At 70.2% G+C, this 15,228-nt stretch carries 17 protein-coding genes and 1 pseudogene; 10 read left to right on the top strand and 8 right to left on the bottom strand.

Going from position 1 to position 15,228, the window contains the following annotated elements; genetic code table 11:
• Positions 1 to 29 precede the first annotated feature (29 nt).
• Positions 30 to 176: pseudogene (locus AB0P07_RS18970) on the top strand (universal stress protein); the annotation flags it as partial.
• A 126-nt stretch (positions 177 to 302) separates the two neighbouring features.
• Here the strand turns inward: AB0P07_RS18970 and AB0P07_RS18965 are convergent.
• The 3 genes from AB0P07_RS18965 to AB0P07_RS18955 all read right to left on the bottom strand — a co-directional run bounded on the left by AB0P07_RS18965 (position 303) and on the right by AB0P07_RS18955 (position 2,388).
• A complete protein-coding gene (locus AB0P07_RS18965; RefSeq protein ID WP_365552030.1) occupies positions 303 to 896 on the bottom strand; it encodes a hypothetical protein in 594 nt (197 codons plus the stop codon).
• A 317-nt stretch (positions 897 to 1,213) separates the two neighbouring features.
• Positions 1,214 to 1,627, bottom strand: coding sequence for an Hsp20/alpha crystallin family protein (locus AB0P07_RS18960; RefSeq protein WP_365551993.1), 414 nt, complete (start codon positions 1,625 to 1,627; stop codon positions 1,214 to 1,216).
• 20 nt (positions 1,628 to 1,647) lie between these two features.
• Positions 1,648 to 2,388: a CBS domain-containing protein gene (locus AB0P07_RS18955; protein WP_365551991.1), complete on the bottom strand. Its 741-nt coding sequence runs from the start codon at positions 2,386 to 2,388 to the stop codon at positions 1,648 to 1,650.
• Positions 2,389 to 2,566: 178 nt separating this feature from the next.
• On the opposite strand from AB0P07_RS18955, the gene AB0P07_RS18950 reads away from it, so the two are divergent.
• Positions 2,567 to 3,886, top strand: a complete 1,320-nt coding sequence (locus AB0P07_RS18950) for a nicotinate phosphoribosyltransferase (RefSeq protein ID WP_365551989.1) — start codon at positions 2,567 to 2,569, stop codon at positions 3,884 to 3,886.
• A gap of 114 nt (positions 3,887 to 4,000) precedes the next feature.
• Complete coding sequence (locus AB0P07_RS18945; RefSeq protein ID WP_365551987.1) at positions 4,001 to 4,459, top strand: universal stress protein; 459 nt, start codon at positions 4,001 to 4,003, stop codon at positions 4,457 to 4,459.
• A gap of 262 nt (positions 4,460 to 4,721) precedes the next feature.
• Here AB0P07_RS18945 and AB0P07_RS18940 read toward each other — a convergent pair whose 3' ends face one another.
• Together AB0P07_RS18940 and AB0P07_RS18935 are read right to left on the bottom strand one after the other, a co-directional pair.
• A complete protein-coding gene (locus AB0P07_RS18940; protein WP_365551985.1) occupies positions 4,722 to 5,378 on the bottom strand; it encodes an OsmC family protein in 657 nt (218 codons plus the stop codon).
• A gap of 128 nt (positions 5,379 to 5,506) precedes the next feature.
• Positions 5,507 to 6,415, bottom strand: coding sequence for a pyridoxamine 5'-phosphate oxidase family protein (locus AB0P07_RS18935; protein ID WP_365551984.1), 909 nt, complete (start codon positions 6,413 to 6,415; stop codon positions 5,507 to 5,509).
• A gap of 224 nt (positions 6,416 to 6,639) precedes the next feature.
• Between AB0P07_RS18935 and AB0P07_RS18930 the strand changes: the two genes are divergently transcribed.
• From AB0P07_RS18930 to AB0P07_RS18910, 5 genes are all read left to right on the top strand, one after another.
• Positions 6,640 to 7,308 carry a CBS domain-containing protein gene (locus tag AB0P07_RS18930; protein ID WP_365551982.1) on the top strand — a complete coding sequence of 223 codons (669 nt, stop codon included), beginning with the start codon at positions 6,640 to 6,642 and terminating at the stop codon, positions 7,306 to 7,308.
• A gap of 206 nt (positions 7,309 to 7,514) precedes the next feature.
• Positions 7,515 to 8,096: a hypothetical protein gene (locus AB0P07_RS18925; RefSeq protein WP_365551980.1), complete on the top strand. Its 582-nt coding sequence runs from the start codon at positions 7,515 to 7,517 to the stop codon at positions 8,094 to 8,096.
• A gap of 90 nt (positions 8,097 to 8,186) precedes the next feature.
• Entirely contained in the window at positions 8,187 to 9,056 is an 870-nt protein-coding gene (locus tag AB0P07_RS18920; RefSeq protein WP_365551978.1) for a universal stress protein, read from the top strand.
• Positions 9,057 to 9,103: 47 nt separating this feature from the next.
• Entirely contained in the window at positions 9,104 to 9,988 is an 885-nt protein-coding gene (locus AB0P07_RS18915; protein WP_365551976.1) for a universal stress protein, read from the top strand.
• A 37-nt stretch (positions 9,989 to 10,025) separates the two neighbouring features.
• Positions 10,026 to 10,916 (top strand): universal stress protein, encoded by an 891-nt coding sequence (locus AB0P07_RS18910; protein ID WP_365551975.1) that lies wholly within the window; start codon positions 10,026 to 10,028, stop codon positions 10,914 to 10,916.
• A 40-nt stretch (positions 10,917 to 10,956) separates the two neighbouring features.
• Here the strand turns inward: AB0P07_RS18910 and AB0P07_RS18905 are convergent, their stop codons facing one another.
• Together AB0P07_RS18905 and AB0P07_RS18900 are read right to left on the bottom strand one after the other, a co-directional pair.
• Positions 10,957 to 11,763, bottom strand: coding sequence for a CBS domain-containing protein (locus AB0P07_RS18905; protein WP_365551974.1), 807 nt, complete (start codon positions 11,761 to 11,763; stop codon positions 10,957 to 10,959).
• A gap of 103 nt (positions 11,764 to 11,866) precedes the next feature.
• Positions 11,867 to 13,624 (bottom strand): GAF domain-containing sensor histidine kinase, encoded by a 1,758-nt coding sequence (locus AB0P07_RS18900; protein ID WP_365551973.1) that lies wholly within the window; start codon positions 13,622 to 13,624, stop codon positions 11,867 to 11,869.
• Positions 13,625 to 13,942: 318 nt separating this feature from the next.
• Between AB0P07_RS18900 and AB0P07_RS18895 the strand changes: the two genes are divergently transcribed.
• Together AB0P07_RS18895 and AB0P07_RS18890 are read left to right on the top strand one after the other, a co-directional pair.
• Positions 13,943 to 14,407: an SHOCT domain-containing protein gene (locus tag AB0P07_RS18895; RefSeq protein ID WP_125627655.1), complete on the top strand. Its 465-nt coding sequence runs from the start codon at positions 13,943 to 13,945 to the stop codon at positions 14,405 to 14,407.
• Between the two features lie 155 nt (positions 14,408 to 14,562).
• Complete coding sequence (locus AB0P07_RS18890) at positions 14,563 to 14,826, top strand: hypothetical protein (protein ID WP_365551971.1); 264 nt, start codon at positions 14,563 to 14,565, stop codon at positions 14,824 to 14,826.
• On the opposite strand, the gene AB0P07_RS18885 is transcribed toward AB0P07_RS18890, so the two are convergent.
• The gene (locus tag AB0P07_RS18885; protein WP_365551970.1) at positions 14,780 to 15,217 is read right to left on the bottom strand and encodes a universal stress protein; all 438 of its coding nucleotides are present in this window, start codon (positions 15,215 to 15,217) and stop codon (positions 14,780 to 14,782) included. The genes AB0P07_RS18890 and AB0P07_RS18885 overlap by 47 nt on opposite strands.
• Between the last annotated feature and the right edge of the window lie 11 nt (positions 15,218 to 15,228).

Genomic DNA, 15,228 nt, shown 5'->3' with positions numbered 1-15,228 from the left:
CACTGGTGGCAAAAGGGGGAGCGTGATCGGTGGACAGACCAGTGACGGTGGGCGTGGACGGCTCCCCATCGAGCATGAGAGCGCTCGACTGGGCCGCAGAAGAGGCCGCCTTGCACGGCCGGCCCCTCCGTTTCGTGCACGCGTCTGTACGGGAACGCTTCGAAGGAGCCACCCCTGCGGAAGATCTTCCTGACGGCTGGGGGGTGATCGCCGGCCCGATCGATCTCGCGGTAGGTCGGCTGTCCGCTGCAGCAGGACTGTCCCAGGTTGGCGAAAGCTCCCTGACCCGCACCCACACCGCGTCAGTGAGCGCCCACGGCGGGGGCACGCGCCTGCAGGCCGACGCCGGCCAGCGCCACCGCCCGCCAGGCGCACTCCTCGTAGCAACGCCCCAGAACCGCCGCGTCCACGGCATCTCGTGTGGAGCAGGCGAGAGCGCCCGTCAAGAGCGAGCGGCTGAGACGACGCTGTCGGGCGGTGACGTCGGCGAGGCCTTGGTTCAGCACCGTCAGAGGGCCTGGTACCCGTAGCACGTCGTGGGCCTGCGCCATGAGGTGCACGCAGGCTTCGCCCAGTTCTCGCACCGGCCCCCTGAGCGGCCCGGCGAGACTCTGCGTGCCTCGCACCGAGGCGATGTCACCGACCTGTTCGATCAGAACGGCGATGCGCCCCGCGTCGCCCCGCACGTACAGCGCCAGCAGCGAAGAGCGACGGTCGGATGCGTTGAGCGGGTCGGCGGAGATCGTGGAGGTGATGTCCTCCACCTCTGTCAGCAGTGCCGCCAGGTTCTTCGTAAACGCTGCGAACCCGCGCTCGGCCTCCGGGGTTTCCCGCGCTGTGATCAGATGCGTCGCCCCACGCAGGGCGTCGTGCGCCTTCAGCAGCAGCTCCGGCACTCCGTCCGCCTCATGCCCTGCCCCGGAGTCCGCTGGGTCAGTCGTACGGTGCTTCACCCTGGTCTCCTCGTCGAGAACGCCCACCCCTTCCGGCGCACCCGCAAAGCGCTGCCGGGCGTTCACACTCGCGTCACACATCCCCAGTATTCACCCGTCCCCGTCCCCTTGCCGCCCATGCCACCGTGCGTCGCGGTCGTCCACGAGAGGCCGTCTCGCTTCACACCAGCCCGGCGTCGTTGCGCGACCGGCGGCACGTACGGGTGTGCGGCCACGCCCGCCGCGAGCCGCACACCCTGTTGTGCAAGCACCTGCCTCACTCAGGTGCGTCGCACCGGAATGGTCCGGGTTCCCTCCTTCGGGGTCGGAACCGGGACCGTGATGGTCAGTACACCGTCCTCGTACTCGGCAGTCGCCTCGTCGTCCTGTGCTCCGGCCGGAAGCCGGACGGAACGGGCGAAGGTGCCGTAGCGGAATTCGGTGCGGTGCTTCTCCTTGGTCTCCTCCGTGCGCTCGGCGCGCACTGTCAGCAGACCGTCCTCGACGGCGATCTCGACGTCCTTGTCGGGGTCGATGCCCGGAAGCTCGGCCTTCAGGACGTACGCGTCGTCCGTTACATGCTCCTCGACCCGGATGCCGTGCAGACCGGGGGCGACGGGCGCTCCGGGTAGTCCGGTCTCGGCCCAGCCGAACAGGTCGGGCCAGCCCGGCAGTCGCTCCAGCACGCTGCTCATACGAGCCTCCTTTCCACCATTCAACGATCGCTCCGCCGAGCACTGCGTGGAAGGGCCGAACGTCCCAGCCGGTCCGTTGCAGGAGCTGCGTTCTCCGACTCCCCTGCCGGATGGTGCCTGGGGCCCGTCAGCGCGCACCGCACGTCCACGACGCCCTCGACCGAGCGCACCAGCCGTTCGGCCAGCGGAACGAGCGAGGTGTCCGGCACCCGGCCGGTGAGGGTGACGACTCCCTCGTGCACCTGCACGCGGACCGATTCGAGTCCTTCCGGGAACCGGCCGCCGACGATCTCCCGACGGACCTCCTCGGCGATGTCGGGGTCGGACCGCAGGAACACCCGGAGCAGGTCCGCGCGGCTGACGATGCCCTGCAGCACACCTTCGTGGTCGACGACGGGAAGGCGCTTGACCCTGCGACGTGCCATGGCGCGGGCTGCCCGGGCCACAGGGGCGTCCGCGCGGACGGTCACGGCGGGAGCGGTCATCAGATCCTCCGCGGTGACGGCCCGCGCCTTCACCAGACCCTCGGGGATCCGGCTCCGGGCACCGCGCTCGTGGTCGGTGTCGCGGAATTCCTCCTTGCGCAGCACATCGGCCTCGGAGACGACACCGATCACGTGGTTTCCCTGATCGATGACGGGAAGTGCACTGATCCGTTGTGTCTCCATGGTCCGGACGATGTCCTTGAACGTCGCTCCGCCGGCCAGGGCGATGACTGTGCGGGTCATGACGTCCTCGACCCTGTAGACGTGGCCGTCCATGGCTTCCTCCCACCCGGGTGGTGAGTGTCCCGACACCTCCAAGGGTCCGTCACCGTCTCGGCGGACGCATGGGGCCCAGTGGCCACAAGGATTGACCGGCCGGCCCTTCCTCATGCCCCCAGGAGCAGGTGAAGCTTGTTCTTGACCGGGCACGAGCGGCTACGGACAGGTGAGCAACATGTCGGACGTGACGACCACGGACCTGTACGAAGTCACCATGGCCCTGTCCTACCTTCTCGAAGACATGAGCCGGCCCGCGACGTTCAGTCTGTTCGTGCGCGACCTGCCCCCCGAACGCGGATTTCTCGTCAGCGCGGGCATCGAACCGGCGCTCGACTACCTCAGCGCCTTCCGCGTCACCTCGGCGGACGTGGAGGACTTCGCCTCCGCGCTGCACCGGCCCTACGCCGACCTCTCCCCGCTGTGTGGCACGACGTTCACCGGCGAGGTGCGCGCCGTGCCCGAAGGACGTGTGGTGTTCGCCGGGGAACCACTGCTCGAGGTCACCGCCCCGCTCGCGGAGGCGCAGCTCGTGGAGACGTTCCTGCTCAACCAGGTCTCGCATCAGACGGCCGTGGCGTCGAAGGCGGTGCGGTCCGTCCTGGCCGCCGCCGGGCGTCCGGTGGTCGACTTCTCGCTGCGCCGCACCCACGGGACCTCCGCCGGGATGCAGGCCGCGCGCACCGCCGCGCTCACGGGTTTCGCGGGGACCAGCAACGTGGCGGCGGCGGTCCGCTGGGGGCTGTCCGCGTCCGGGACGATGGCGCACTCGTACGTCGAGGCGTTCACGGACGAGGAGGCCGCCTTCCGCGCCTTCGCCCGCGCGCACCCGGGGCCGGTGACGTTCCTGGTGGACACGTACGACTCGGTACGCGGGGTCCGTACCGCGGCTCGTGTCCTGCGCGACCTCGGGCGGGAGCCGGGGTGTGCCGTGCGGCTGGACAGCGGCGACCTCGGTGATCTCGCCCGTCGTGCGCGCGCCGAACTGGACCGCGCCGGCCTTCCCGACGTGCGTGTCGTCGCCAGCGGCGGCCTGGACGAGTACGGCGTGGACAGCCTCGTCCGTTCCGGGGCGCCCATCGATGTGTACGCGGTCGGCACCCGGGTGGGCACCTCCGCCGACGCTCCGTATCTGGACTCGGCGTACAAGCTGGTGGAGTACGCCGGGCGCCCGGTCATGAAACTGTCGTCCGCCAAGGTGACGTCACCGGGACGAAAGCAGGTCTTCCGACGTCCGAGCGGTGACGACGTCATCGCCCTGTGGGACGAGCCGGGGCCGGCCGGGGCGGAGCCACTTCTGCGAACGGTCATGCGTGACGGACGGCGGCTCCACCCACCGGACACCCTGCCGGAGGGACGCGCGCGCCTCACAGCAGAACTGGCGAGCCTGCCCGCCGACGCCCTGCGGATCCGGACTCCCCGGCCGGGCCGAGCCGTGTGCTCCGAACGGCTGTCGGGACTGACCGCGGACGTCCGCAGGCGCCTCGGTTCCTCCTAGTCTCCTCGCGCCGGGCTCGGTGCGCGCAGTCCGACGGGCTTCTCTCCGCTGGCGCGGTGGCGTGGTACCGGGCAGCGTGGGCAGTGGCGGACAACGCCCATGAGCGAGGTGACCATGCAATCCTCTGATTCGGCAGCACGGGTGGTCGTGGGAGTGGACGGTTCCGCGTCCTCCTACGCCGCGCTGCGCTGGGCCGACCGGTACGCACGCTCCGTCGGTGGCGTCGTGGAGGCGGTCCATGTCTGGGACACACCGTCCGCCGTCGGTTTCGCCGGTCCGGCCATCGACCCCGATTTCGACCTGGAGCAGGCGCGTGAGCGTTTCTCGGCGGAGCTGAACGCCATCTTCCCCGAGGAGCGGCCGCCGGGTTTGCGGGAGGTCCTCGTGGAGGGCGACCCGTCCGAGACCCTCATCCGCGCTTCCCAAGGGGCCGAACTCCTCGTGGTGGGCCGCCGGGGCAGGGGCGCCTTCGCGCGGGCGATGCTTGGTTCGGTGAGCCAGCGCTGCGCTCAGCACGCGGCCTGCCCCGTCGTCGTCGTTCGCCAGGAATCGGAAGCCGACCCGGTTCGCTGACCCGTCTCCCCGCCGGCCGACCCGCCGCCTCGCGGGCAGCGCGCTCGCCGCCCACGAGGCGGCGGTCCGGGCCCTGGGCTGCTTCGGACCCGCGGGGCCGTCGTCTGCATGGTCCGGGCAGGGCGTTCGGCCGATCTGCCCCCGGGCGAAGCCTGTGTCCGTTCGAACAGAGAGCATCGCACCCGTACGAGGAGTGAGACTTGCGGCGGCGTTGATGGCAGGGCGCCCACGCCGGGGCCGGAGACGGCGCCACCGACGGCACTCATCGCTGAGTGGTCTCCGTGTCCCGGTCCGTCTCCCCCGAGGACGCGCTGCGCACCGCCAGCACCACCTCCGGCGCCTGGGCCAAGGTGTTCGTGACAGTGCAGTGGGACACAACCGCGCGCAGGGCGGCCTGCTTCTGTGCCGGCAACGTGGGAGCGGTCACGGTCAGGTTCACCGACGCTACGCGCGGCGGCCGGTCGTCCGCCATCTGGAACTCGGCGCGGACGGAGAAGCCCTCCCGGCCGGCACCGTGCCGGTCCAGGAAGCGCCCCGCGTAGTGCGCGGCGCACGCGGCCACCGCTGCCACGAACAGCTCCACGGGGGTGGGAGCGGTGTCCGTTCCTCCGTCGGTGAGCGGTTGGTCGACGGTCAACTCATGCCCACGCACCCGGATCGCGTAGGCGTCCCCGGCGACCGACACCGCCTCGACGACTCCGGGCACGGCGCGGGGCCCCGATTCCACCGCGGCTGCCTGGAGCAGCAGCAGACCGGCCAGACGCCTGGCCTCCTCCGCCGTGAGCGACGTCCACAGTTCGTCCTCGTCGTAGGAGGCGAACGACGTGTCCAGGACGACGCGGCTCATCCGCGTGGGCAGCCCCTGCGGAGTGAACCGGGTGACATTCAGGGTACGGCCACAGCGTGTGTGCAGTTTCATCTCGTCTCCCGTCGGGTTTCGGCGGTCGGCCGCACCGCGTCGACCGGTCCTGGTCCGGTCCGTCGCCGTCGTGGCACGGGGCCCCGGGCCGGACGGCCCGCCTCGTGCGCCGGGTGAGCGCACACCCCTCACGAGGCGGGGACGGAAGTGATACGGCGCCCTGTCAGACGTTCCATCTGCACGGCAAGCCACATGGTGCGCCGTCCACCGGCCCACGGCTCGGTGTGCGCTCTTTCGGTCAGCCGACGCACCTTCTCCGGTTCCGTCACGGTCCGGCACCGGCCGACCACGAGGACGCTCCATCCCTGGCTCATGGCGTCGTCGATGTGGTCGACCTCGAAGGCGACCTCACTGTCCACGGCTGCGGCGGTGGCCGCTTCGGGGGCCGTACGGAACGCGATGGTTCCCTCCGACACCACGTAGTTGAGGGGGAAGACCGCCGGGCCGTCCGGTGTGTTCAGCGCGAGCCGACCCACTCCGTGTGCGGAGAGCAGGGCACGGCACTCCCCTTCGTCGAGGTCACGCAGCGTCGGGTTGCGAAGTGCCACTCCCTGACCCGGCGGGCGGTCGGCGCCGCCTCCCTGCAGTTCGACGTATGTCGTGCCAAGGGCGTCAGCCAGTCGCACGAGGCTGCCGAATCCCGGGTCAGCGGTGTGCGTCTCCAGGTAGGCCAGGTACTGCGGCGCCATCCGGGCCCGCCGGGCCACCTGCTCCAGGCTCAGGCCCTTGCTTCGGCGGGCCGCGGCCAGGCGTCGGCCGACGTCGCCGGCTTCCGCGGCGACCGGCGCGGAGTCCACCGCTTCGCCACGGGGTACGTCCGAAGCCGTTCCTGCCGAAGCCGTCGTCTCCTCTGCCCCAAGGTCCACGCGCGCGTCCGGACCGGGGAACACCAGGGTGACATCCCCGGTGTCGGACCAGCGCACGTCGTACGGCGGAGTTCCGTCGTCGTGATGGAGTCCGACGATCTCCCCGTCCCGACGGGTGACGCCGGTGGACGGGCTTTCGACGATCAGACGGTCGCCGAGGTGTGCGTACATGACCGTGCCCTCTCCGTCGAAGGGGTCCTTGCACTCCAGCCTCGCGCGCAGACGCCGTGCCCACCATGTGGCCGAGGGTCCCGGTGGGAGTGCCGAACGGCCCTCGTCGTCGGCCCGAAGGGCTCAGGCCGGGGACAGCGCCGAGCAGCACGTTGAAGGTGAGGAAGTGCGGACTGCCGCGACATCGGTGATCCGCAGCGGCTCGACGCCCAGAGGAGGCTGTCATGCAGCACCGAACGATAGGTGATCTCATGACCCGGCCCGTTGTCCACGTCCGAACGGACGCGACGTTCAAAGCGGTCGCCGCGACCCTTGCCCACAACGATGTCACCGCCGTACCGGTGGTGGACGACATCGGCCGCCCCGTCGGTGTCGTGTCGGAGGCGGATCTGGTCCGCAGGGTCGCTCAGCGCCCCGATCCCGCCGGCCCGACCCGGCTCCCGGAGCCGACGGACCGCTCCGCCGGTGAGAACGTCACGGTCGAGGAGCTGATGACCGCACCCGCGGTGTGCGCACGACCGGAGTGGACCGTTGTGGAGGCCGCGCGGATCATGGTCGCTGAGGGAGTCAAGCGCCTTCCCGTGGTCGACGAGGCAGAGCGCCTCGTCGGCATCGTCAGCCGTGGCGACCTCCTTCGGGTGTTCCTGCGCCGCGACGACTCCCTGCGGGAGGAGATATCTCGCGACGTCCTGGTCCGAACGCTCGGTCTGGCACCGGCCGACATGACGGTGGAAGTGGATGAAGGCCAAGTGACCATCGAGGGTTTCCTGGACGATGCCCAGCTCGCTCCGGTCGTCGAACGGCTGTGCCTGGGCGTCGACGGCGTCGTCTCGGTCGACATGCACGTGTCCGGCCGAGGAGACCGCACAGGCCCTGGCGGCACCCGCGGTTGAGCCGCTGCCACGACCGCAGGAGACGCCGTGGGACGGCATCCCGATGGTCCACGCGGGGCAGGTCGTCGCCCACTGCGCCCTGCAGTCCGGCCCGATGAGGTTCGGGGCCGTTCGACCCCCTCGGATCCCGGGTGGGTGCCCGAACGGCCCCTGGACCGCCTCTCGCCGCGGCGTGAGGCTGAAGAGGACAGCCGGAGGTGGTCACAATGCGCGGAGGCACAACCATTCGGCGGTCCCTGTGGCGTTGGCGCCGCAATCCGCTGCGCCGCCGCGAGGACGTGCTCGAGGCCTGGATCCTTCTGTTCGTCTGGTTCGTCATCGCCGTCGCCGGCCCCGTGGCCGGGGTGTTGGCATCCCACGCCGCGGCGCACAGTGCCGCAGAACGACGTGTGGAGCGGCACCCCGCAACCGCCACACTCGTGTCGGACGCATCCAGCAACGCCCTGGCCACGGGGACGACCGGAGGCCGGGTCGACGCGACCGTGAGGTGGACGGCACCTGACGGCACGCGGCACGCGGGCAAGATCCCCGTCGACGAGGGAATGAAGGCCGGCTCGCAAGTGACGGTCTGGACGGACTCCCGAAACCGGCTGACGACGGCGCCGCCCTCCGCCAGCCAGGCAGGGGTGGACGCGGCGTTCATGGGTGCCGCGTCCTCCTTCGCCGTCGTGGCGGCGGCAGCAGCCGGCTACTACGGCGCGCGAGTCGTCCTCAACCGCCGTCGCCGCGCCGCGTGGGCGCACGAATGGGAGGACGTCGGTAGCCAGTGGGGACGCGCGGCCAACTGAGCCCGGGCGCCTCGTTGCGGTCCCTCCCGACACGGTTTCCAGCCGTTCCCGGGGCGGTGAGAAGCCCCTCGGGGGACGGAAGGAGGAAGGATGAACGGCTTCATGGTCGTGGGCGCCGACGGTTCCGCGCCGGGTCTCGAAGCCGTCGTCTGGGCAGCACGTGAGGCGGAAGTCCGCAACGTGCCGCTTCAGGTCGTGCACGCGCTGGCCCGGCCGGCACATCTGCCGCTGGATGCCGCCCTGCCCAGGTCGGTCCGGGAACGCTTCCGGGTGACGGCGGATGCCGTGGTGGAGGAAGCGCTCCTGCGGGCTCGCGCCGAGGCTCCGGACGCCGACGTTTCGGGCCTGGTCATTCCGGGCGAACCGCTTTCGGTGCTCGTGGCGCAGGCCCGGTCCGCCGCGATGGCCGTCGTGGGGCACAGGGGTCTCAACGGCTTCCCAAAGACACTTCTCGGCTCCGTCGCGACCGGGCTCGCCGCCCACGCCGAGTGCCCCGTAGTGGTCGTGCGCGAGCCCGCACGACCGGCGGGTCCCGTGGTGCTGGGCGTCGACGGATCGGCCGCCGGAGCGGCAGCCGTCCGGTTCGCCTTCCAGGAGGCTTCTCTGCAGGGCGCGGACGTCACCGCCGTACACGCGTGGACGGCCTGGAACGCGCCGATGCCGCCTCCCACGGACGAGACCGAGCCCTACGCCTACGGACCCGGCATGCTCGCGGCGGAGGAAGAGCGGCTGCTGGCCGAGACGCTTGCCGGCATGCGCACCCGGTATCCCGAGGTGAGGGTGGAGCGCAGCACGGTCCACGGACCGGCACGGCCGGCATTGATCGAGGCGAGCCGCACGGCGCGGCTGACGGTGGTCGGTTCCCGGGGCCGCGGAGGCTTCGCCGGCCTGTTGCTGGGCTCGGTCAGCCAGGCGGTCCTCCACCACGCGCACAGCCCGGTCGCGGTCGTACGGGGCTGACGGCGACGGCAGGGCCGACCAGGATCTCAGGAGTGGAGGCGCAGACCATGCGCACCGAGATGAAGTCGTCCCCGATCGTGGTCGGCGTCGATCCCGACACCGAGAGGCGCGCGGCTCTTGCCTGGGCCGCCGACGAGGCCCGGCGTCGACGGCGGCCTCTGACCCTCGTACACGCCGAGGGTGAACCGCTTCCGGGGAGCAGGCAGGACCCCAGTCTCCCCTCATGGCAACAGTGGCGCGACGAACCGCACGCCACAGGAAACGCCGTACTCGAGGACGCGCTGGCCTTCGTCGAGAAGCGCTGCCCCGGCGTCGCGGCGTCCGCGCTGCTGGCCGAAGGACATCCCGCGTGGGTTCTGGCCGAACAGTCGCGTCATGCGGCGCTGGTGGTGGTCGGCTCACGGCACCTGGGAGCCGCACGCGAGCTGTTCTCCTCCGCCGCCGTGTCGCTGCCGCTGAGCACGCGGTCGGCATGCCCGGTCGTCGTTCTGCGCGAGGACGAGCACACGACCCCACAGCCGCCCCAACTGGTCGTCGGCGTGGACGGCAGCCCGAACTCGGCGGCGGCCGTGGACTTCGCGTTCGAGGAGGCCGAACTGCGCGGCGCGAACCTGCGCGCCCTGTATGTCTGGCACACCCCTCTGCTCGGTGCCCTGGACGAACACGCCGCACTGCAGGAGTGCCGACGGGTGCTGGCCGAGACGACGGCGGGGCGTACCGCGGACCGTCCGAGCGTGGAACTGCACCACGAGGTGGTCGAGGGGCACCCGGTCCAGGAACTGAGCAGGGCCGCTGCGCACGCCCTCGGTCTCGTCGTGGGCACCCGGGGCCGCGGCGGCTTCCGCGGCATGCTGCTGGGCTCCGTCAGTCAGGGCGTTCTGCATCACGCCCACTGCCCGGTGTTCCTCGTCCCCCACCGGCGACACCAGTGATCCACCGGAAGCTCACAATCAGGGAAGGTGCCCGGTCATGACGCAAACCGTGGTGGTGGGAGTGGACGGCTCCCCGTCGAGTTCGAAAGCGGTGAAGGCAGCCGCCCGGGAGGCGGAACTGCGTGGTGCCGGACTGCGGCTGGTGCATGCCTTCGGATGGCCCATGCCGCACGTACCGCCAGGCGGCCCGCCCTGGAATCCGGACACCCTGAACGCGCGCGAGCTGGCCGACGGCACACTGGCCGATGCGGAACGGCTGGCGCGCGAAGCGGCTCCGCGTGTGGAGACCACCCGCCACGTCACCCTGGGCGAGCCGCTGATGGTGCTGGAGATCGCGTCTCGCACGGCTTCCGTCGTGGTGGTCGGCAGTCGCGGCCTGAACGCCTTCACCAGCCTGCTGCTCGGCTCCACCGCAGGGCATCTGGCGGCTCACGCCCGCTGTCCGGTGCTGGTCGTCCGCGGGCGGGGCGCCCCCAAAGGCCCCGTGCTGCTGGGAGTGGACGACGCACCCGCATGTCGGGAGGCCGTGCGCTTCGCCTTCTCCGAGGCATCCCTGCGGGGCGCGGAGTTGCTCGCCGTACACGTGAGCGGGTCAGGAAGCGTCGACGCGTACAACGGACCCGCCGACCCGCCCTTCGTGACGCGGGACGCGAGGCGTGAGCGAGTCCACGCCGAGCACGTGCTCGACTCGGTGCTGGCAGCCCCCACGGACGAATACGCTCATGTCACGGTGCGTCGTATGCCCGTCGTCGGCCGGGTGCGACCGACGCTCGTGGAGGCCAGCGCCGCCGCCCAACTTCTTGTGGTGGGTGCTCGTGGCAGGGGCGGGTTCGCCGGCCTGCTGCTCGGTTCCGTCAGCCAGGCTCTCCTGCACCATGCGCAGTGCCCCGTCGTCGTCGCCCGCCACGCCGGTCCTCGAGTGCCGTGAGCCGGGGCCCGGACTCTGTTCGCCGGAGTCCGGGCCGCCGTCAGACCACGGTCAGCAGATCGTCCACCTCGCTGACGTCGGCGATGCGCTTCACGGCCTCGGTCAGAGCAGCGATCCGCGCCGCGTCGAGTGCTCCCGTGAGCGTGACGACACCGTTGCGTACCCGCACCCTCACCTGAGAACTCGGGATGTCGAGTTCACGCAGGACGCGGTCCGCGATCTCGTCGTGGATGGCACTGTCGTCGCGCACCAGGGCATGCAGCAGTTCGTTCCGGGTGACCACTCCTACGAGCCGGTCGTGGTGATCGGTGACGTAGATCTGCCGGACCCTGGCCCGCGCTGCCGCCCGTGCTGCTTCGATCACGGCCGTCCATGGCCGGACTGTGACCACCGGTGTAGACATCAGCGCGGCCGCTGTCGCCTTCTCGACCGGCACCTTCGCTTTCGGGAGCAACCGGACGGGCCCGGTGCCGCCCCTCGGCCCGGCGAGTGTCGCGGCACGGGCCAGCAGATCGGATTCCGCCACCACACCGATGACGCGCCGGTCGTCGTCCGTCACGGGCATGGCCTCCGCATGCCTGCGTGCCATCGCGCGAGCGACGTCCAGGAGCGGGGTCCCGGCGGTAACGGTCGGCACGGCGCCCGAGCGCCGCATGATGTCGGACACCCGCAGATCCGCGACCACCCGCGGCCGCGCCGCGCCCCGACGTGCGTCTCCGTCCCGCTGCCCCTCCATGAGGAGCGGCTCTCCTCGGGCGGCCTCAGCCGAGTGGGATGCCATGGCCTGCAGATAGCGCACCATATGTTCCTGCCGGTGTTGCAACGTCCGTTGCGCTCGGTCGCTCATGGCAACCTCCCACACTCGGGTTCACATCTCCCACTCCACGGTCTCTCGGGCGCCGGACCGAGCCCAGGGTCGCCCGGCCCCGTCCTCCCGCCGATCGGCCCGGCTACGCCGGCGTTCCCTCCTCTCTCCCCCGTCCCTCCGCGGTGTCGAGCGGTGCCCACCAGACGAGGCGTGTGCCGTCACCTTCCCGAGCCTCCAGTTCGAGCTCTCCCCCGCATTTCCGCGCCCGCTCCGCCATGTTCCGCAGACCGCTGCGGCGCCCCCCGGGGGCGAAACCCACACCGTTGTCACTCACCGTGAGCCGTACCTTCTTGCCGTCCGTCTCCAGAAGGACGTCGACACGGTCGGCACGCGCGTGACGAGCGACGTTGGCGAGCGCCTCGGACAGGACGGCCAGAACGTGGTCCGCGATCTCGCCGGCCACGTGCGTATCCAGCAGGCCCGCCATGCGGACGCTGGGAGCGAAGCCGAGAACGGCCACCGCGTCTCCCACCGCTCCCACGGCCCTGGTGCGCAGACCGGGGGTCGCTTCGTCGCCCCGGGAACGCAGGCCGAAGATCGTCGATCTGATGATCTTGATCGTCTCGTCGAGATCGTTCACCGACCGCAGCACACGCTGCCGGGCCTTGTCGTGGTCGATCAGTTTCCCGGCACTCTGCAGCGTCATGGCGGTGGCGAACAACCGCTGGATCGCGAGATCGTGCAAGTCGCGGGCGATCCGGTCTCTGTCCTCCAGTACAGCGATCTGCTCCGCGTCACGGCGACGGTCGGCCAGTTCCATCGCCACGGCCGCCTGGGCAGCGAATACCTGCAAGGACTCGATCTCACGATCACTGAATGAAACACCACCGGCCTCTCGCGCCAGGAGCACCACCCCGCGCACGCCTTCGCTCGACCCGATGGGGACGGTCACCGCCGGGCCCAGTCCCTCGAAGCGCCGCGGGCCGACCGAGATCCGCTTGTCTCGGGACACGTCCGGGCTGCTCACCGGCACACCTTGCGCGAAAGCCTCTCCGACGAGTGTCCCCTGAACGGGCAGCACCATCCCGCGCAGCACCTCGGCCTCCTTCCCGATGGCGAGTTCCACCGCCAACGAGTCGGTGCCGCGGACCGGCATGACCACCACCCCCAGCGCCGCGGCGGTGATCCCCTGGCTCCGCTCCGCGATCAGCTCCAGAACGTCGCTCTGCTCGGCACCCGACATGAGCGACTCGGTGATTTCCGCGTTCGCCTGGAGCCAGCGCTCACGCAACCGGGATTCCTCGTAAAGTCGCGCATTGTCGATCGCCACACCGGCAGCCACCGCCAGCGTCGACAACACCGACTCGTCGTCCTCGTCGAACTGCAGACCACCACGCTTCTCGGTGAGATACAGGTTGCCGAAGACTTGGTCGCGTACACGGATCGGCACTCCGAGGAAGCTGTTCATCGGGGGATGGTGCGCCGGGAAGCCGTACGAAGCCGGATGCTGGGAGAGCTTCGGGAGCCGCAGCGACACGGGGTTCCGAATCAGCTCACCAAGGATCCCGTGTCCTTCCGGGAAATGACCGATGCGCGCGATCTGCTCGTCATCGGCACCCACCGTGTAGAAGGCAGACAGGCTCCGACCGTCCGGACCGATCACGCCAAGTGCCGCATATTCCGCGTCAACGAGAGTCGCCGCAGCTTCGACGATCGTCCGGAGGGCTTGTTCCAATTGCAGGTCACGCCCCACAAGAAGCACGGCTTCCAGGAGACTGTGCACGCGGTCCCGCGTTCCACGGGCCGCGTCCAGACGGGCCTGCAGTTCTCCCAACAGCTCGTCGAGTCTCAGCTGCGGCAGCCGCACAGACGCGTCCCGGGCTTCTTCGGAGCTTCCCACCGCCATGCCTCCGTGGCCTCGGGCTCTCGACCGGCCAGACACTCTCTTGCCACAGTAACGGCTCACGTCGGGAGAGCAACGCCGACGAGGCACGGAGCCGGAAGCAGAGCGCGTGCGGCGTACGTCTTGCAGCAGCACACGGGTTCCTGGGCAGTTGACCATCCGCCGTGAACCGCTCCGCGCGGTAGCGGTCGCGACGCACCGCGCGGCGTAGCGAAAGTACTGAGATGCTGGAGGTGAAACAGCGCTGTCCGCGGGTGTACCTCGACAACCCGGTACGGAACCGACGGCCGGGTCCTGGCCGGACGGAGGACGGAAATGGACGCACAAACCTACCTTGCGTACGACTACCCGCTGCTCGGAGCCTTCTGGACGATGCTGATGATCTTCCTGTGGGTCATGTGGTTCGTCCTCCTGTTCCGCGTTGTCATCGACGTCCTCAGGGACGACGGACTGAACGGCTGGACGAAGGCCGGGTGGCTGGTGTTCTGCATCGTCCTGCCTTTCCTGGGTGTGCTCGTTTACGTGATCGTCCGTGGCAGGGACATGGGCCGCAGGGAAACGACCCGGGCCCGTGCGCAGCAGCAGGAGTTCGACGCCTATGTCAGAAAGACAGCGGCCGGAGGCTCGAGCAGCGTCGACGAACTGGCCCGGCTGTCCGAGATCCGGGACCGGGGTGCCATCACGGACGAAGAGTTCCGCAGGGCCAAGGAGCTTGTTCTCTCTGGTCACGGCCCGGCAGAGCACGCAGGCAGGGCCGGCACCGGTTCTGCTGCGCGCTGAGACTGACGCTCCGGGTTTGCTGGAGGCTCTGATGTGCCCGGAAGCGGTTCTGTGAGGCGGAACCGATAGTCCCGGGCCTACGCGGGTATTCCAGTGGCGCGCCCCAAAAGAGAAGGGGAAGCTGTAGGTGGGGGCCGGTGATGGAGAGAGACATCATGACTCGGACCAGCACGGACAAGGCGCACGGATCGTTCCTTTCCCGCCCCGGCGTCCGCCGTCTCATACCGTTCGCGGTGATCACCGCGATCGCGCTGATCTTCATTTTCGAGAACAGCGCGAGTATTGAGATCCGTTTGCTGATTCCGATCGTGACCATGCCGCTGTGGGGCGCGCTCCTGATCGCCTGGGCACTTGGCATGCTCGCCTGCCTGTTCACCCTGCGGCGACGGCCGAATCGGCACTCACGTCGGGCGGAGTGACCCCGGCCCTCGGCCATGCGCTCGCAGAGCGGCGGTCAGCACACCTGCCCGCTCCGCCGCTGCGACCTCGGCTGCCCACAATGATCATGGACGCGTTCCGCCCCGCGCAGACCAGGGCGTGCTCGGCCTCGTCGGGCACCGTCTCGGTGGTGACGACGAGGTGGGGGTGCCGTCGCCGGACACGCCGGGCGGTGGCCTTGAGGATGTCGTCCGCCGTCATCTCGGTGGACGGCCTGCCCAGCTCGCGGGCGAGCGCGGCGCCTTCGTACCGCTCCCACAGTGTCCCGAAGACCACGAGGAGGGGGACATCGTGCAGGTCGGCGTCGTCGGCCGCCCAGTCCACAGCCCGCAGACCGGACTCGGATCCGTCTACTCCGACCACCAGAGGCATGACGACTCTCC

The organism is Streptomyces sp. NPDC085944 (genome assembly GCF_040686295.1).
Classification (GTDB): Bacteria; Actinomycetota; Actinomycetes; order Streptomycetales; family Streptomycetaceae; genus Streptomyces; species Streptomyces salinarius.
The sequence above is the reverse complement of the archived record's forward strand: the minus strand, read 5'-3'. Positions and strand labels throughout refer to the sequence as shown.

Bases quoted from the DNA above. Each gene is read 5' to 3' on its own strand.
- AB0P07_RS18895 (WP_125627655.1), top strand. From the start codon at position 13,943: ATGGACGCACAAACCTACCTTGCGTACGACTACCCGCTGCTCGGAGCC.
- AB0P07_RS18925 (WP_365551980.1), top strand. From the start codon at position 7,515: ATGCGCGGAGGCACAACCATTCGGCGGTCCCTGTGGCGTTGGCGCCGC.
- AB0P07_RS18910 (WP_365551975.1), top strand. From the start codon at position 10,026: ATGACGCAAACCGTGGTGGTGGGAGTGGACGGCTCCCCGTCGAGTTCG.
- AB0P07_RS18950 (WP_365551989.1), top strand. From the start codon at position 2,567: ATGTCGGACGTGACGACCACGGACCTGTACGAAGTCACCATGGCCCTG.
- AB0P07_RS18890 (WP_365551971.1), top strand. From the start codon at position 14,563: ATGACTCGGACCAGCACGGACAAGGCGCACGGATCGTTCCTTTCCCGC.
- AB0P07_RS18915 (WP_365551976.1), top strand. From the start codon at position 9,104: ATGCGCACCGAGATGAAGTCGTCCCCGATCGTGGTCGGCGTCGATCCC.
- AB0P07_RS18940 (WP_365551985.1), bottom strand. From the start codon at position 5,378: ATGAAACTGCACACACGCTGTGGCCGTACCCTGAATGTCACCCGGTTC.
- AB0P07_RS18955 (WP_365551991.1), bottom strand. From the start codon at position 2,388: ATGGACGGCCACGTCTACAGGGTCGAGGACGTCATGACCCGCACAGTC.
- AB0P07_RS18960 (WP_365551993.1), bottom strand. From the start codon at position 1,627: ATGAGCAGCGTGCTGGAGCGACTGCCGGGCTGGCCCGACCTGTTCGGC.
- AB0P07_RS18930 (WP_365551982.1), top strand. From the start codon at position 6,640: ATGCAGCACCGAACGATAGGTGATCTCATGACCCGGCCCGTTGTCCAC.
- AB0P07_RS18905 (WP_365551974.1), bottom strand. From the start codon at position 11,763: ATGAGCGACCGAGCGCAACGGACGTTGCAACACCGGCAGGAACATATG.
- AB0P07_RS18935 (WP_365551984.1), bottom strand. From the start codon at position 6,415: ATGTACGCACACCTCGGCGACCGTCTGATCGTCGAAAGCCCGTCCACC.
- AB0P07_RS18945 (WP_365551987.1), top strand. From the start codon at position 4,001: ATGCAATCCTCTGATTCGGCAGCACGGGTGGTCGTGGGAGTGGACGGT.
- AB0P07_RS18885 (WP_365551970.1), bottom strand. From the start codon at position 15,217: ATGCCTCTGGTGGTCGGAGTAGACGGATCCGAGTCCGGTCTGCGGGCT.
- AB0P07_RS18920 (WP_365551978.1), top strand. From the start codon at position 8,187: ATGAACGGCTTCATGGTCGTGGGCGCCGACGGTTCCGCGCCGGGTCTC.